The 14,473-nt window shown below is 71.6% G+C and carries 12 protein-coding genes and 1 pseudogene; 5 read left to right on the plus strand and 8 right to left on the minus strand.

Going from position 1 to position 14,473, the window contains the following annotated elements; all coding sequences use genetic code 11:
* The first annotated feature begins 80 nt into the window (after nt 1-80).
* Both ACZ4N4_RS09995 and ACZ4N4_RS10000 read left to right on the plus strand, forming a co-directional pair.
* Nucleotides 81-2,897: a helix-turn-helix transcriptional regulator gene (locus ACZ4N4_RS09995; RefSeq protein ID WP_467586454.1), complete on the plus strand. Its 2,817-nt coding sequence runs from the start codon at nt 81-83 to the stop codon at nt 2,895-2,897.
* Between the two features lie 202 nt (nt 2,898-3,099).
* Entirely contained in the window at nt 3,100-3,891 is a 792-nt protein-coding gene (locus ACZ4N4_RS10000; RefSeq protein WP_467586457.1) for a S1 family peptidase, read from the plus strand.
* A 98-nt stretch (nt 3,892-3,989) separates the two neighbouring features.
* Here ACZ4N4_RS10000 and dmpI read toward each other — a convergent pair whose 3' ends face one another.
* From dmpI to ACZ4N4_RS10015, 3 genes are read right to left on the minus strand one after another with little or no spacing between them, the layout of a single operon-like run.
* Complete coding sequence (gene dmpI / locus ACZ4N4_RS10005) at nt 3,990-4,214, minus strand: 4-oxalocrotonate tautomerase DmpI (protein ID WP_467586460.1); 225 nt, start codon at nt 4,212-4,214, stop codon at nt 3,990-3,992.
* Between the two features lie 50 nt (nt 4,215-4,264).
* Nucleotides 4,265-5,131 (minus strand): LysR family transcriptional regulator, encoded by an 867-nt coding sequence (locus tag ACZ4N4_RS10010; RefSeq protein WP_453569261.1) that lies wholly within the window; start codon nt 5,129-5,131, stop codon nt 4,265-4,267.
* A 10-nt stretch (nt 5,132-5,141) separates the two neighbouring features.
* Nucleotides 5,142-6,263: a winged helix DNA-binding domain-containing protein gene (locus ACZ4N4_RS10015; protein WP_467586462.1), complete on the minus strand. Its 1,122-nt coding sequence runs from the start codon at nt 6,261-6,263 to the stop codon at nt 5,142-5,144.
* Nucleotides 6,264-6,465: 202 nt separating this feature from the next.
* Here ACZ4N4_RS10015 and ACZ4N4_RS10020 point away from each other — a divergent pair, with 202 nt between their 5' ends.
* Nucleotides 6,466-7,647, plus strand: coding sequence for a magnesium and cobalt transport protein CorA (locus ACZ4N4_RS10020; RefSeq protein ID WP_467586465.1), 1,182 nt, complete (start codon nt 6,466-6,468; stop codon nt 7,645-7,647).
* Between the two features lie 239 nt (nt 7,648-7,886).
* Here the strand turns inward: ACZ4N4_RS10020 and ACZ4N4_RS10025 are convergent.
* The 3 genes and pseudogenes from ACZ4N4_RS10025 to ACZ4N4_RS10035 all read right to left on the minus strand — a co-directional run.
* Nucleotides 7,887-8,060, minus strand: a pseudogene (locus ACZ4N4_RS10025) (IS5/IS1182 family transposase); the annotation flags it as partial.
* An 83-nt stretch (nt 8,061-8,143) separates the two neighbouring features.
* Nucleotides 8,144-9,991, minus strand: coding sequence for a stealth family protein (locus tag ACZ4N4_RS10030; RefSeq protein WP_467586468.1), 1,848 nt, complete (start codon nt 9,989-9,991; stop codon nt 8,144-8,146).
* Between the two features lie 15 nt (nt 9,992-10,006).
* Entirely contained in the window at nt 10,007-11,704 is a 1,698-nt protein-coding gene (locus tag ACZ4N4_RS10035) for a stealth family protein (protein ID WP_467586471.1), read from the minus strand.
* Nucleotides 11,705-11,975: 271 nt separating this feature from the next.
* Here ACZ4N4_RS10035 and ACZ4N4_RS10040 point away from each other — a divergent pair, with 271 nt between their 5' ends.
* On the plus strand, nt 11,976-12,620 hold the full coding sequence (locus ACZ4N4_RS10040) for a GNAT family N-acetyltransferase (RefSeq protein WP_453569247.1): 645 nt from the start codon (nt 11,976-11,978) through the stop codon (nt 12,618-12,620).
* Nucleotides 12,621-12,730: 110 nt separating this feature from the next.
* On the opposite strand, the gene ACZ4N4_RS10045 is transcribed toward ACZ4N4_RS10040, so the two are convergent.
* Complete coding sequence (locus ACZ4N4_RS10045; RefSeq protein WP_467587680.1) at nt 12,731-13,471, minus strand: 3-oxoacyl-ACP reductase family protein; 741 nt, start codon at nt 13,469-13,471, stop codon at nt 12,731-12,733.
* 234 nt (nt 13,472-13,705) lie between these two features.
* On the opposite strand from ACZ4N4_RS10045, the gene ACZ4N4_RS10050 reads away from it, so the two are divergent.
* Nucleotides 13,706-14,239, plus strand: coding sequence for a GNAT family N-acetyltransferase (locus ACZ4N4_RS10050; RefSeq protein WP_453569241.1), 534 nt, complete (start codon nt 13,706-13,708; stop codon nt 14,237-14,239).
* A gap of 89 nt (nt 14,240-14,328) precedes the next feature.
* Here the strand turns inward: ACZ4N4_RS10050 and ACZ4N4_RS10055 are convergent, their stop codons facing one another.
* On the minus strand, nt 14,329-14,463 hold the full coding sequence (locus ACZ4N4_RS10055; RefSeq protein WP_467586475.1) for a hypothetical protein: 135 nt from the start codon (nt 14,461-14,463) through the stop codon (nt 14,329-14,331).
* Nucleotides 14,464-14,473 lie beyond the last annotated feature (10 nt).

Consider the following 14,473-nt stretch of genomic DNA (forward strand, 5'->3'; position numbering starts at 1 on the left):
TTTCCCTCACCATGCCGTTCGGCCGGATTTCAGGGTTCGTTGCCTAGAATTTGGCCCGAACACGACACACGAGGGGAGCGGTGACCGTGCGACGGGACTTCCAGGAGCCTGCCCGATGCCGCCCCGACCTGGTCATCGGCCGGGCGGAGCTGCTCTCGGCCGCGCGTGAACAGCTCACCTCGGGCGGCAGCGTGCTCCTGCACGGGCCCGCCGGAATAGGGAAATCGACCGTCCTGCGGGCATTGGACGCCGAATACGCCGGCGCCGCCCGCACCGTGTTGCGCTGCTCGGCCACCGAGTCCGAATCCCATCTTCCGTTTCTGGCCCTCGCCGACCTCTTCGGGCTGGTCCTCGACGAGGTCGCCCCCCACCTGCCCGGCGCCCAGCGCACCGCGCTGGAGTCGGCGCTCACCGGCCGCGGCGAGTCCACCCTCCAGCGCGACGGCCTCGCCCTGCGCCTCGCGGTGCTGTCGGCACTGCGCGCACTGGCCGCCGAGGGCCCGGTACTGATCGTCGCCGACGACCTCCAGTGGCTGGATCCGGCCAGCGCCGAACTCCTCGGCTTCGCCGCCCGCCGCCTCGGCGGCATCCCGGTCCAACTGCTCTGCGCGGTCCGCACGGAGGGCCAGGAGTACGACCGTCACCTACGCGCGTCACCCCCGGACACCGTCGCCGTCCGCCTCGGCCCGCTCACCCGCGGGCAGGTCGCCGACCTCCTCGACCACCGCGGCCACGCGGCGCTGACCCGGGCCGCGGTCCGGGAGATACACCGCACCAGCGGCGGCAACCCCCTGTTCGCCCTGGAGCTCGGCCGCGCCCTCGCCGAGAACCCCACCCCGCCCCGGCCCGGCGAGCCGCTGCCGGTGCCGACCTCGCTGCGCGCCCTGGTCCTCACCCGCCTGGACATGCTCTCCGTCGAGGCCCGCCGCACCCTTCTGGTGGCCAGCGCCGGCGCCCGGCCCACGCACGCCCTGCTGCACGCGGCCGGCCGGGAGAACGCCGAGGCCGAGTGCGCCCAGGCGGCCGAACTCGGGCTGCTGGCCACCGAGCCGGAGGGGCCGGCCGTACGCTTCGCGCACCCCCTCATCTCCGCCGCGCTGTACGCCGAGGCGCCCGCGCAGGAGCGCCGGGCCGCGCACGCGGCGCTGTCCACGGCCGCCTCCGACCCGATCGAGCGGGCCCGGCATCTGGCCCTGGCCGCCACCGGTACCGACCCGGAGGTGGCCGCCCGGCTCGCCGAGGCCGCGGCCCAGGCCCGGGACCGGGGCGCACCCTCGGTGGCCGCCCAGCTCGGGCTGCTCGCCGCCCGGCACACCCCGGGGGACAACAGACCGGGCCCGGACGAGCGCCGGCTGCTGGCCGCCGAGGACGCGATCAGCGCCGGCGAGGTCGACCTCGCCCAGGACATCGCCCGCGAGGTGCTCACCCGGGCCACCCGGCCCGCCGACCGGGTGCGGGCCTGGATCCTGGTGATCGACTCCGCCGGCCACACCATGACCGAGGTCGACGCGGCCTTCCCGCACGCCCTCGCCGACGCCGGCGACGACCCGCGGCTGCTCGGCAAGGTCCACTACCAGCTGGCCTGGCGGGCCCTGATCGTGGAGGGCGACTTCACCGAGGCCCGGCAGGCGGCCGCGCACTCCGCCGGCCTCGCCGCGCGCGGCGACGACCGGCGCACCGAGCTGCTCGCGCTGTCCCTGCAGGCCCAGGTCGAGACCCTGATGGGCCATCCGGCCGCACCCGCCACCATCAAGCGCGCGCTGAAGGAACCGCAGGACCCGAACGTGTCGTGCCATCACAACGGGGCCGGCAGCGCCCGGTTCCGCTGGCTGGTGATGGGCGACCAGCTGGCCGAGGCCCGGGCCACGGTCACCGCGCTGCTGCGCGAGGTCCGCCGGCGCGGCCAGGTGGAGAGCGAGGTGCACTTCCTGCGCGGGCTCGCCGAGACCGAACTGCGCGCCGGGCACTGCGGCCGGGCCCTCGACCTGGCCCGCGAGGGCCTGCACCTGGCCCACGACTGCGGGATCGGCGAGACCGCCTCCGCGATGCTCACCTCGCTGGCCGAGGCCTCCGGTGGTGACGTGGACCGGGGTCTGGCGCTGGCCCGGGAGGCGGTGGCCCACGCCGAACAGGACGGCGACACCATGTACCTGTCCCGGGCTCTCGGCGCCCTCGGATACGCCCAGTTGGTGGCGGGCGACCCGGCGGGCACCGTGCGCTCGCTGCGCCGGGTGCGGGAGTTGGAGCAGAGCCTCGGCATCACCGACCCGGCGCGCGGCCGCTGGCAGGGCGACCTGGCCGAGGCGCTGGTCCGGGTGGGTGAGACGGCCGAGGCGCAGGACGTCATCGACGTCACCCGGGAGCACGCGCTCAGGCTCGGCCGGGAGAGTGTTCTCGCCGTTCTGGACCGGGCCGAGGCACTCGTCCGGGCGGCGCACGGCGAGCACGAGGCGGCCGTGGCCCAGCTGACCTCGGCTCAGGGCCGGTTCGCCAAACTGGGCTACGGCCTGGAGGAGGCCCGGGCCGCGTTCGCCCTGGCCTCGCTGCGCGAGCGGAGCTCCCCCACGGCGTACGACGAGGCCACCCGGCTGTTCCGGCGGTGCCGGGCGCTGCCGTGGTTGCGCCAGGTGGACGAGGCCGTCTCGGTGCCCGGGTCCGAGCCCGAGCCGGCGGTCGAGGCGCCGGCCGAGCCGGCCGCGACCCTGGAGGGGCTGGCCGCGATGGAGCGTCAGGTCGCCGCGTTGGTCATGGAGGGTGCCACGAACCGGGAGATCGCCGCCCGGCTGTTCATCAGCGTCAAGACGGTGGAGGCGACGCTCACCCGGGTCTACCGCAAGCTGGGCATCCGATCGCGCGTGGACATAGTCCGTTTGGCGGCAGGGCGGCGCGCGAAGTGAGAGCGCTCCCGGTTAACTGAGGCGGACCGAGGGTTTTCCCTCCCCCATCCCCCTAGGGGGTTCCCTCATTGGGAGGGTGGGGTTCCGGGTTCTAGCTTATGGATGTGCCGCTCGCCCGGGCATACGGGGGTCGGTCCCGCGACCCCCGTGCACCCCCCACGCCCGCGCGACCCCCCACCGGCAACCCCCACTGAGGAGACTCATGTTCGGGCTCAACCGCGCCAGAAAGACCGCCGCCGTCCTGGCGGCGACGGCTGCCGCCGCAGCGACCGCGCTGATCGCGTCCCCCACCGCGTCAGCCGCCCCCCAGCCGATCGTCGGCGGCACGACGACCACGACCACCGCGTACCCGTTCATGATGCAGATCACGGACGCGTCCGGCAGCCAGTTCTGCGGCGGCACCCTGGTGTCGGCAACCAAGGTGGTGACCGCCGCCCACTGTATGGAGGGCGAGTCCACCAGCAGCGTCCGCGTGGTCGGCGGCCGTACGAACCTGAACGGCACCAACGGCACGGTCAGCCGGGTCAGCAAGATCTGGATCAACCCGGACTACACGGACGCCACCAACGGCGACGACGTGTCGGTCCTCACTCTCTCGACGGCGATGTCGTACACCCCGGTGTCGTACGTCAGCTCCTCCCAGACCAGCGTGTACGCGGCCGGCACCACGGCCCGCATCCTCGGCTGGGGCACCACCTCGGAGAACGGCAGCTCCTCCAACCAGCTGCGGACCGCGACCGTCCCGATCGTGTCCGACACCAGCTGCAAGAGCTCCTACGGTTCGGACTTCGTCCAGACCGACATGGTTTGCGCCGGATACACCTCCGGCGGCGTAGACACCTGCCAGGGCGACAGCGGCGGTCCCCTGCTCATCGGGGGCGTCCTGGCAGGGATCACTTCCTGGGGAGAGGGGTGCGCGGAGGCCGGTTACCCGGGTGTCTACACCCGGCTGACCACCTTCTCGAACCTGGTGGCCGCGCAGGTCAACTCGTAACCAGAAGACCTCCCGAGCCTTGCTCGGGTGAGTGACCAGGGGGCGTTGCGGGCTACCACGAGCAGCCCGCAACGCCCCCTATCCATGTCCCGGCCGGGCTACTTGTCGGCGGTGAGTCTGCCCGCCGCGCCCCAGCTGTCCGCCGGGACCTCGTGGATCCACACCTGCACGGTCTCCGCGGGGATCCCGTAGGCGTCGACGAAGGCGTCGGTGACCCGCTTGACGAGGTCCCGCTTGAGTTCGGTGTCGCGGGGGCCCTGCTGGACGGTGACGATCGGCATCTCTGAACTCCTCGGAGTGCGCTTCCTGTTCGGTGGGTCCACTCCATCGCAGGGTGCGTCCGCGACCAAGGAGCAGATCACGAACGCGGCGATCAGCCTTCGTGATCGTCGCAGGCCAGCAGCAGGGCGTCCAGGTGCGGGGGCGGGGCGACGGCGGACACGGCGAGACCGGTCGGCAGGGCCAGGCCGGGCGCCCGGAACGGTACGAAGGTCACCCTCGGGCTGTGCAGCACGCGCGCGTGGGACGCGTACACGACCGTCCACAGAGGGCGGGTGCCGATGCTGGCGAGGGTGTCCTGGAGGGAGCCGGTCGACGGTCCGGGCGTCGGCTCGAAGCCGGCGTCCCGGCAGGCACCGACGACCAGGTCGACCAGGGCCGGGTTGTTGCGGCGCTCGGTGAGCGCGAGGGGCAGCCCGGCCAGTTCGCCGACGCCGATCTCCGGGCGTCCGGCGAGGGGGTGGCCGGCGGGGACGGCGGCCACCAGGGGGTCGGGCCACAGCGGATGGACCCGCACGCCGGGCACCGGCTCCACGGCGCGCACGAACGCGGCGTCCAGCCGCCCGCCCGCGACCCTCGCGAGGCGCTCGGCGACCGGCAGCGAGTACAGCTCGACGGGCACGTCCGGCGCGTGGTGCGCGAACGCGCCCAGCACCCGGTCCAGGTGCGCGCCGAGCCCCGTGCTGGTGCCGATCCTGAGCCCGGCCGGCGGGGCGACGGCGGCCCGGGCCCTCTCGGCCGCCGCCAGCACCGCCCGCGCCTCGGGCAGCAGCCGCTCCCCCGCACCGGTGAGCCGGACCCGGCGCGGCGAACGGTCGAACAGCTCGGCGCCCAGCTCCCGCTCGAGCCGCTGTATCTGCATGCTCACCGCGGACTGCACGATGTGCAGCCGGTCGGCGGCCCGCCCGAAGTGCAACTCCTCGGCGACGGCGACGAAGTAGGTGAGCTGCCGCAGTTCCATGGCCCCGACTCTAGAGGCCCCGTGCGCGGGTGCTCCGAAGGAGCGGCGCGAACCGGATGTCGTACGACGTCCCGGGATACAGGGTGGCCAGCATCCGCTCACCCTCTGCCACGACGGCGGCCCGCTCGGCCCGGCCCAGCCGCCCGAAGACCTCGATGAACAGGGTGTCGTCCACCGGCTTCCACACGCCCGCGAGAAACCCGTCGACGAGCAGGGTGCGGTGGGGCTGGTTGCCCTGCCAGAGGCGGCCCCGGTGCTGGGGCGGGATGACCCGGGTGCGGTCGGCGTGCGAGAGGAGGAGGTTGTCGTACTCGGGGAGGAAGCGCGGCGGGGCGGGGGTCTCGGGGTCGGGGCGGGGTGCGTCGGGCAGGTCGAAGAGTTCGACGCCGTGCTCGTCCCGGAAGGCGAGGAGACGGGGCCGGAGCCGTTCGAAGACCTCGCGCAGCCGGGTGAGTCCGGCCCAGGTCTGCATGTCCTTGACGGAGGCCGGCCCGAAGGCGGCGAGATAGCGCAGCACGGTGCCGTCCGGCGCCGGGGCCGGTGCGGCCGGGCGGCCCAGCCAGTGCTCGGTGGTGGTCAGGGCGACCTGCCCGGACCGGCCCCACAGGCCGCGCGGGGGGACCTGGACGAGGGGCAGGGTGCAGCGGGCGGCGATGGCGAGCGACTGCGGGTCGGCGTCGGGCCACTCGGCGAGGAGGGCCTGGCGCAGCTCGGCCATGGTGCGCGGCTCGGCCTCGACCAGGTCACGGGCGAGGGCGGCGAGCCGGTCCAGGTCGACGCCGGCGAGGCCCTTGCGGAAGGCGGTCAGCTCCCGGTCCCGGGCGGGCTGGACGAGCGGGCGCAGGGTGCGGGCGTCGTCGGCGGTGTGGGTGTGGATGGTCGACCGCAGGGTGACGATACGCACCACCTCCCGGTCCGCCATCAGCTGTGAGAGCCGCTCGGGGTCGAAGCCGTCCAGGCGGGCGGCGAGGGCGTGGTACGGCGGCTTCACGTTCTGCGCCTGGAGGCCGACGAGATGCTCCACGGCGTCCTTCACCGACCGGGGTGAGCGGCGCAGCAGGAGCTGACGGTCGAGGGTGGCGCGGTTGAGGGCGCGGGTGCCGAGGAGCGGGCCGGGAGACGTTTTCGCCATAGCGCGCACGCTAACGTCCGTAGCGGACAGATCCTGTCCGCTTCTCTCACCGGATCCCGTCCTTGATTCCCTCCGCCGGGCCTGTATGCCCCGTATATCCTGCACCGAGACCCACTGATCACACCTCACCACACCCGCCCGCGCCCGACCACTACGATCACACAGATCACGCCGACGCAGTCCCCATCGAGAGGCGGCCGCGATGTCCGAGCGACGCCCCAGTCCGGCCTCGAAGAACTCCGGGAACGGCAGGAACGGCCGGAGCACCAGAAGGTCTGTCTGGCGCCGCGCCCTGCCGCCGGACCAGGACACGGCCGAGCTGCCGGAACCGGGCTCCGCGACGGCGGCGACACCGGGCGAGCCGCTGAGCGTGGTGGAGGCGGCGCTGTACCGGGACGGGGTGCGGGTGTCGACGCCGGCGACTCTCGCGCAGACGTACCGCGAACTGCGCGACCAGCCCGCGGGGATGGCGTGGATCGGTCTGGCCCGCCCCACCTCGGACGAACTCCTCTCCCTGGCCGCCGAGTTCGACCTGCACCCGCTCGCGGTCGAGGACGCGATGGAGGCACACCAGCGCCCGAAGCTGGAGCGGTACGGCGACACGCTCTTCGTCGTCCTGCGTGCCGCCCGCTATCTGGACGCGCCGGAGGAGGTCGACTTCGCCGAGTTGCACGTCTTCGTGGGCCCGGACTTCGTGATCACGGTCCGGCACGGCGCGGCACCCGACCTCTCGGCGGTCCGCCACCGCATGGAGGACAGCCCCGACCTGCTCAAACTCGGCCCGGAGGCAGTCCTCTACGCCATACTCGACGCGGTGGTGGACGGCTATGCCCCGGTCGTCGAGGGCGTGCAGAACGACATCGACGAGATCGAGACGGAGGTCTTCCGCGGCGACCCGGAGGTCTCCCGCCGTATCTACGAACTCTCCCGCGAGATGGTCGAGTTCCAGCGCGCCACCCGCCCCCTGGTCGGCATGCTGCACAGCCTGATCGCCGGTTTCGCCAAGTACGACACGGACGAGGAACTCCAGCGCTATCTCCGCGACGTCGCCGACCACGTCACCCACATCAGCGAACGCGTGGACGGCTTCCGCCAGGCCCTCACGGAGATCCTCACGGTCAACGCGACCCTGGTCACCCAGCAACAGAACGCGGAAATGCGAGCGTTGGCGGAAGCGGGCTTCGAACAGAACGAGGAGATCAAGAAGATCTCCTCGTGGGCCGCGATCCTGTTCGCTCCGACGCTGGTCGGCACGATCTACGGCATGAACTTCAGGGAGATGCCCGAGCTGCACTGGGGGTTGGGATACCCCTTTGCGATCGTCCTGATGGCCGTGGTATGTACCAGTTTGTACTTCATCTTCAAGCGGAAAGACTGGCTCTGAGGAACCGACAGCAGGAGCGCGTGCTGCGGACTCGGACCGGCGAGGACACCCGCAAAGGCCTCTCTCAGGCCGCTGCGGAGAATCCGGGGAGAATGAGCTGCGCTCCGCTTCGGCCGGTTCTCCCCCGCCACGAGCCATCGGTCCCAGTGAACCTTCGGGTATCAGCGTCAACGGCCGACGCCGAGCTCGCTCATCGAGGGGCCTGAACCGTGCTCTGGCGCCGCGGACTCCTGCCTGCCGGTCCGCTCGACGACCCAGCGGCGGCGCCCTCGTCGTCCGCTGGATTCGATGCCCTTGCGTGCGGTGCGCACTCCGATACGTTTCCATCGGAGCCAGCTGCGCGGATCGGCGCGGTCTTGGGCTTTGTCCGCATGCGGACGGTGAGGCTTGAGGTGTCGGCCGCCGCCCGGATCCACGCCGGCGGGCCGCCGGCCGGCGAGGGTTGCGCTCGGCGGCCGGCGCCCTCGGCGGGGTCCGGGCTCGGTTCCGGGCCTGTTCACTCGCGGCGCTGTGCTTCCTCCCGCGTCGGCTGGGAGGGGACTCTCGTCGTGAGCGACGGGACTGGGCGGGCGGTGCCGCGGGGTGCTCCTTCGAAGCGGCTCGGAAACGGGTACTTCCGCTCCAGGAAGGCGTGGATCGCGGCCTGGGCGGCCGGTCTGGTCTCCGGGGGCGTGTCCACGTCGTTGAGGCAGAAGAAGTCGATGTCCTCGCCGGCCGCGAGACGGGCCAGGCGGCGGCGCATGTCCGGTGTGCCCAGCTGGACGTAGCGGAAGCGGTAGTCGGCGGGGACGGCCCGGCCGGTTGCCATCGCCCAGTGGTGGTGGAGCGTGGACGCGGGAGCCACGTCGGAGGTGGAACGGAAGCGCGAGTAGGCGGTCCGTTCCAGTTCCTCGATGCCGAGGCTCTCCATCTCCCGCATGACCGAGAGCAGTTGGGGATGCGGCGTGTGCAGCGACTTGTGCGTGACGTGTCTGCCGTGGAAGCGCCTGATCACCTCGCGGGCGTTCTTGCCGGCGGAGTTCGGGGCCGGTTCGAGCGGGTGCGGGGCGCCGACCCCGAGTTTCAGAGGGGACAGCGGGATACGGGCGATGCCGTTGCCGTGGAAGAAGTGCTCGGGGCCTACCGGTCGGTTGATGAAGACGTCGTCGTTGAAGTAGAGGTAGTGCTCCGACAGGCCGGGGATGCGGTGCAGGCCGCTTTCTATGGCGTGGGAGTTGAAGACGGGGAGCGCGTCGGCCGGGAGGATGTCCCGGTGGTCGATCACCGTCAGACCCTCCGCGTCCGCGTCCAGCCAGGCGGGGATCTGGGAGTCGGTCACGAGGTAGACGCGCCGGACGAACCCGGCGTACATGTCCAGTGAGCGCAGCGCGTACTTCAGTTCGTCATGGCTGGTGTAACGGGAGGCGCCGGTCTCGCGCGGAGCGATGACGTTGTCGGAGTGTTCCTGATGGGCGCGGCGCTTCGCGGCCATCGCCGGGTCGTCCCCGTCGACCCAGGTGTACACGGCGTCGACGGGGAACAGCACCTCGTCGATGCCCGGCTCGGCGAACGGGGCGAACGTCGGGACGGTGCGGCGGCGACCCGCTGCCGGTTGCCGCGCGGCCACCGGCAGCACTTCCGCCACCGGGTTGCGGCGCGGGGCGACGAGCGCCGGGCCGAAGACGTCCGGCAGCCGGCTGCCGGGCACGGTGAGCCAGGCGGGATCGGTGCCCGCGGCCGTACCCGGGGCGATGCCCGCGGCCGTGTCCGGGACGGCGCCGAGGTCCCGGCCGTGCCGCCAGAACTCGATGTCGCACCCCGTTTCGAGGCCGCTGAGCACCTGCCCTGCCGGGCCGAGGCGCACCACACCGGTGCGGAGTACCGCGGCTCGCCTCAGGGCCCGCGGCAGCCTGCCGTCGGCCCACAGCACCGGGGACGTCACGGCGTCGTCCGGTCCGACGGCACCGACGTACCCGGCGGTACCCGCGAAGCGCTGGGCGGCCCGGGCGAGGATCGCGCCGCGGTACGACTCCTCGACGCCCACGATCTGCCGCGGCGCGCCGTGCCCGTGATCGGAGGGAACCAGGAAGTACGGGACCTGCAGCCCTTCCAGGAGGGTGCAGACGCGTTCGAGATCGGCTTCGACGGCGTCCGAGGCGGTGTACGCGGCGACCGTACGGCCGTACAGCCGCGCCGGTCCGACGGTGATCCTCCGCGTTCCGGGGACGGCGGCCCGCAGGCGTCGCCGGGCCCGGGTCGTGCGCAGCGCCCAGAGCCTGGCCGACATCCAGGTCCACAGGCGTACCAGAAGGTTGCCGGCGGCGCGCAGGCCCGCGGGCGCCGTGAGACGGTGACGGATGTCCATGCCCCCCGACCCCCGTCAGTCCTGCTTCTCGAAGGGGCTGGCGAAGGGGAAGTAGTCCTCCAGGAACTCACTCATCCGGAGGCCGACCCGCTCCCGCTCCTCGGGTGGCACGTCGACGTCGTTGAGGCAGAAGAAGTCGAAGCGGCGGTTGCGGCGCAGATCGGCCAGGCGGGCCTCCGCGTCCGGGCGGCTGATGTTGACGTACCGGAAGCCGAACCGGCCCGGCACGCCGTGGCCGGTCATCAGCGCGTACTGGTAGAGCAGCGGGGCCGTCAGGGCGATGTCCTGCGGCGAACGGAAGCGGGACGCCGTGGTGCGGCGGATGTCCTCCGGGAAGAGCTCCTCCAGGGCCCGCAGTGTCTCCCGCTGCTGCGGCAGCGGGGTGTGCATGAAGTTGTTCGTGGTCATCCGCCCGAACTTCTCCAGCAGCAGCCGACGGACGTTCTTGCTCGCGGAGTTGGTCGCCGTCTCCTCGGCGTGCGGCTTGCCGACGCCGATCTTGAGCGGGGACACCGGGATCTTCATCAGACCGCTGCCGTGGAAGAAGTGCTCCGCGGTGACCCGGCGGCCGACGAACACGTCGTCGTTGAAGTAGAGGTAGTGCTCCGACAGGCCGGGGATGTGGTGCAGCCGGGTCTCGATCGCGTGCGAGTTGAACACCGGCAGGACGTCCGCCGGGAAGATGTCGCGGTGGTCGACGACCGTGATGCCCGGGGCGGTGTCGTCGAGCCAGTGCGGCTTCTGGCCGTCGGTCACGATGTAGATGTGGCGGACGAAGTCGGCGTACATGGCGAGCGAGCGCAGTGAGTACTTCAGCTCGTCGTGGCTGGTGTAGCGGGAGGCGTTGGTCTCCTTGTCCAGGATCTCGGCGGTGCCGCGCTCCTGGTACCGGGCGCGCTTGGCGCGCATCTCCGGCTCCTCGCCGTCCACCCAGGTGTATACGACGTCGACGGGGAAGGTCACGTCGTTCACGGTCGGCTGGGTGAGCGCGACGAAGCTCGGCAGCTCCCGGTCGCCGATCCGCACCATGGCCGGCTTCTGCTCGGACGCCGGGAGTACGTCCGTGATGCCGTTGTTCCGCGGCGCGACGAGGGACTCCGCGAAGATGTCCTCGGACGCCTGCGGCTGGACCGCGGCCAGGCGCCGGGGGCCCTTGTCGGAGGCGAGGAGTTCTGCCCCGTCCTCCCAGAACTCGACGTCGCAGGCGAGCTCCGGGCCGGCGAGCAGCTGGCCCGCGGGGCCCAGGAGGTTCTCCCCGACGCGCAGGACCGGGGCCGTACGCAGCGGGGCCGGCAGGACACCGTCCATGAACAGGGCGGGGTGCTTGAGCTTTCCGCCGGGCAGCGGTCTGCCGATGAACACCGCCTTCCCCGCGTTCCGTGCCTCGAGGGCGGTGAGGAAACGCTCCCGGTCGAGGGCGTTCACGCCGATGGTGTGGCGGGTGCGCGAGGCCGGCACCAGGAAGTAGGGGATGCCTTCCTGCTCCAGCGCGGCGAGGACCAGGCCGAGGTTGGCTGCGGCCGCCTCGGCGGCGGTGAACCGGGTCACGACCCGTCCGTAGAGCTGCTGGCCGCGCACCGCCACCGGGCGGAGCACCGGGTCCGTGACCGCTGCCCTGCGGCGGCGCCGGAGGGTACGCAGCTGCCACACCTTCTCGGCGGCCTTCCGCTCGACTCGCGGTCGTACCCGCCGGGCAAAGGAACGCACCGTCACGTTCTGAGCTCCTCTACATCAACCTCTACACAGCCTTGCGTTAACCAGACGGACACCTAGGGCAGATGGTTGTAGAAATTTTCTCAGAGAATTAAAGAAAAACGTATCTTGCACACACCCCCCTCATACATGTATGTGCTACAAGTCACCGACCTCACCGTCACCGGTGGCGGGGAGCGGGGTCTCCCGGCCGGGCGACGCGGTGGGGCATGCCCCTGGCCCCTGGGGAAATCCGGATGCGGCGGCCGGGCAGGCTGGCTACCGTCCGGTCGTGGACCATACCTATCCCCCGCTGAACGTCGAAGTCCGCACACCGCGCCTGACGCTGGCCGGCGCCTCAGACGAGCTGCTGGAACGTCTCGTGCCGCACGTGCGGGCCGGGGTCGCCGACGCCGAACCGTGGCCGTTCGACGACCCGATCTCGTTCTACGCCGACAGCCCCGAAAGGGAATGGCGATGGCTGCGCGCCATCTGGGCCGGCCGCGCCCGCGTGCGCCCGGATTCGTGGCGGCTGTACTTCGCCGTGCTCGTCGACGGCGAACCGGTCGGCATGCAGGACCTCATCGGCAAGGACTTCACGCGGTTCGGCACGGTGTCCAGCTTCTCGTGGCTGGCCCCCGGCAGCCGCGGACAGGGGCTCGGCAAGGAGATGAGATCGGCGGTCCTGCAGTTGGCCTTCGCCGGGCTGGGCGCACGCGAAGCCGGCAGCGACGCCTTCGTCGACAACGAAGCGTCCAACCGTGTTTCCCGTGGCCTGGGCTACGAACCGAACGGGACGGACTGGGACACCCGCCGCGGTGAGCCCGCGCGCATCCAGCGGTGGCGGCTCACTCGGGACACGTGGGAGCGGATCCGCCGGGACGACATCGAGCTGACCGGCGTCGAGGAGTGCCTGCCCGTCCTGGGTATCGGCTAGTACCCCGGTTCGGTTTCGTGGTCTTTCCGGTGGGTTCGTCGATTTTTCGTCGGCGGCGGCAGCGCCGGGCTGTGACCTGGTGGCGTCCGCGTCAATTCGACCGGCGCGGGTCAGGCGGTGAAGCCGCCGTCGACATGGATCGAGGCTCCGGTGATGTACGCGCCGTCCGCACTCGCCAGGTGGGCGACGGTGGACGCGATCTCGGCGGGTTCCGCATAGCGGCCCACAGCCGTGAAGCCGGCGATCGCCTCGGCGTTCGGCCCGTCAGCAGGGTTGGTGTCCGTGTCGGTGGGGCCGGGATGCACCAGGTTGACGGTGACTCCACGCGGACCGAGTTCTCGGGCCAGGCCCTTCGTCATCCCGATCAGCGCCGTCTTGCTCATCGAGTACAGCGCCAGTCCGGGGAAGACCGCACGCTCGGCGACATTGCTGCCGATGCTGATGATGCGGCCGCCCCGGCCCATGTGGCGCGCTGCCGCCTGGGACGCCGCGAACGGCGCCCGGACGTTCACCGCCAGGGTCCGATCGATCTCTGCCGGCCCCAGGTCCTCGAGCGGGCCGACGAGGAAGACCGCGGCATTGTTGACCAGGATGTCGAGTCCGCCGAACATCGCGGCCGCCTCGTCCACCGCGGCGGTGAGTGCCCCGGGGACGGCGCTGTCGGCCTGGATGGCCAGTGCCCGGCGCCCTCTCGCCTTGATCCGCTCCACCACCCGGGTGGCGCGTTCCGCGCTGTTCTCATAGGTCAGGACGACATCGGCGCCTTCTTCGGCCAGCCGTAACGCCACAGCGGCACCGATGCCCCGGCTGCCGCCCGTGATCAGGGCCGTGTTTCCGTCAAGTCGGTTCATGACGTCGAGCATCGCCGACACCAGCACCGCGGGCTGGCGGGAAACCGACCTTGCGTTCGGATCGTCGGTCGCGAACACCGCGTGGACCAGGTGCCGCTCGCGTCGGACACCTTGCGCCGGCCTTCTCCCCCGTCCGAAGCCTCGGTGAAATCCGAGGTCAGGGCCGTCCCGGAGCGGCAGCAGGGGTGGGTGTCGATTACCCATGAGGCCGTCGCCTTCGGCAGGATGAGGGCCATGACCGAGATCCGTACCCCCCGCCTTCTCCTCCGTCGCTGGCATGACGACGACCTCGCGCCCATGGCGGACATCCACGCGGACCCCCGGGTCATGCGCTGGATCGACGACGGCTCGGTGCGCGACCTGGACCAGACCGCGGAAGCCATCGAGCAGTGGGAGGAGGAGTGGGACGAGGAAGGCTTCGGGCTCTTCGCCGTCGAACTGCTGGCCTCGGGTGAGCTCGCCGGCCTCACGGGTCTGTCCGTGCCCGAGTTCCTGCCGGAGGTACTGCCCGCCGTGGCGATCAACTGGCGGCTCGGCTCACAGTTCTGGGGCCAGGGGTACGCATCCGAAGCCGCCCAGGCCACGCTGGAATTCGCGCTCCAGGACCGTGGCCTCGACCGCGTCATCAGCATCAGCCGTCTCGGTGACGACGCCTCCGAGAACGTCATCCGCAAGCTCGGCATGGTGCCGGAACGAGAGACGGCGCACCCGGTGTACGGCTATCCACTGCGCGTTCACAGCATCGATCTCACCGAGTTCCAGGGGTGAGCCGGCCGGGCCGTCGATCATCACCCCCAGATCCTGACGAAGACCCCGCTCGCTCTCCGTCCTCGCCGAGAGCGGCGTACCTGCTCCGGTTAGTAGGGCAGCGGGTTGCCGTGCGGAGAGGCGGCTAGGTCGTGGACCGCGGCCACGTTCTCGATGTCTTCCCAGACCGTCGAGTGCGGCATCGAGGTCGCGTTCACGGCAAAGGGAACGTCGAGTGGCAACATGACCTCCCTC

The organism is Streptomyces sp. NPDC026538 (genome assembly GCF_055567535.1).

Coding starts and splice junctions, on each gene's coding strand:
- ACZ4N4_RS10000 (WP_467586457.1), top strand. CDS start 3,100: ATGTTCGGGCTCAACCGCGCCAGAAAGACCGCCGCCGTCCTGGCGGCG.
- ACZ4N4_RS10010 (WP_453569261.1), bottom strand. CDS start 5,131: ATGGAACTGCGGCAGCTCACCTACTTCGTCGCCGTCGCCGAGGAGTTG.
- ACZ4N4_RS10015 (WP_467586462.1), bottom strand. CDS start 6,263: ATGGCGAAAACGTCTCCCGGCCCGCTCCTCGGCACCCGCGCCCTCAAC.
- ACZ4N4_RS10020 (WP_467586465.1), top strand. CDS start 6,466: ATGTCCGAGCGACGCCCCAGTCCGGCCTCGAAGAACTCCGGGAACGGC.
- ACZ4N4_RS10030 (WP_467586468.1), bottom strand. CDS start 9,991: ATGGACATCCGTCACCGTCTCACGGCGCCCGCGGGCCTGCGCGCCGCC.
- ACZ4N4_RS10045 (WP_467587680.1), bottom strand. CDS start 13,471: ATGAACCGACTTGACGGAAACACGGCCCTGATCACGGGCGGCAGCCGG.
- ACZ4N4_RS10050 (WP_453569241.1), top strand. CDS start 13,706: ATGACCGAGATCCGTACCCCCCGCCTTCTCCTCCGTCGCTGGCATGAC.
- ACZ4N4_RS10055 (WP_467586475.1), bottom strand. CDS start 14,463: ATGTTGCCACTCGACGTTCCCTTTGCCGTGAACGCGACCTCGATGCCG.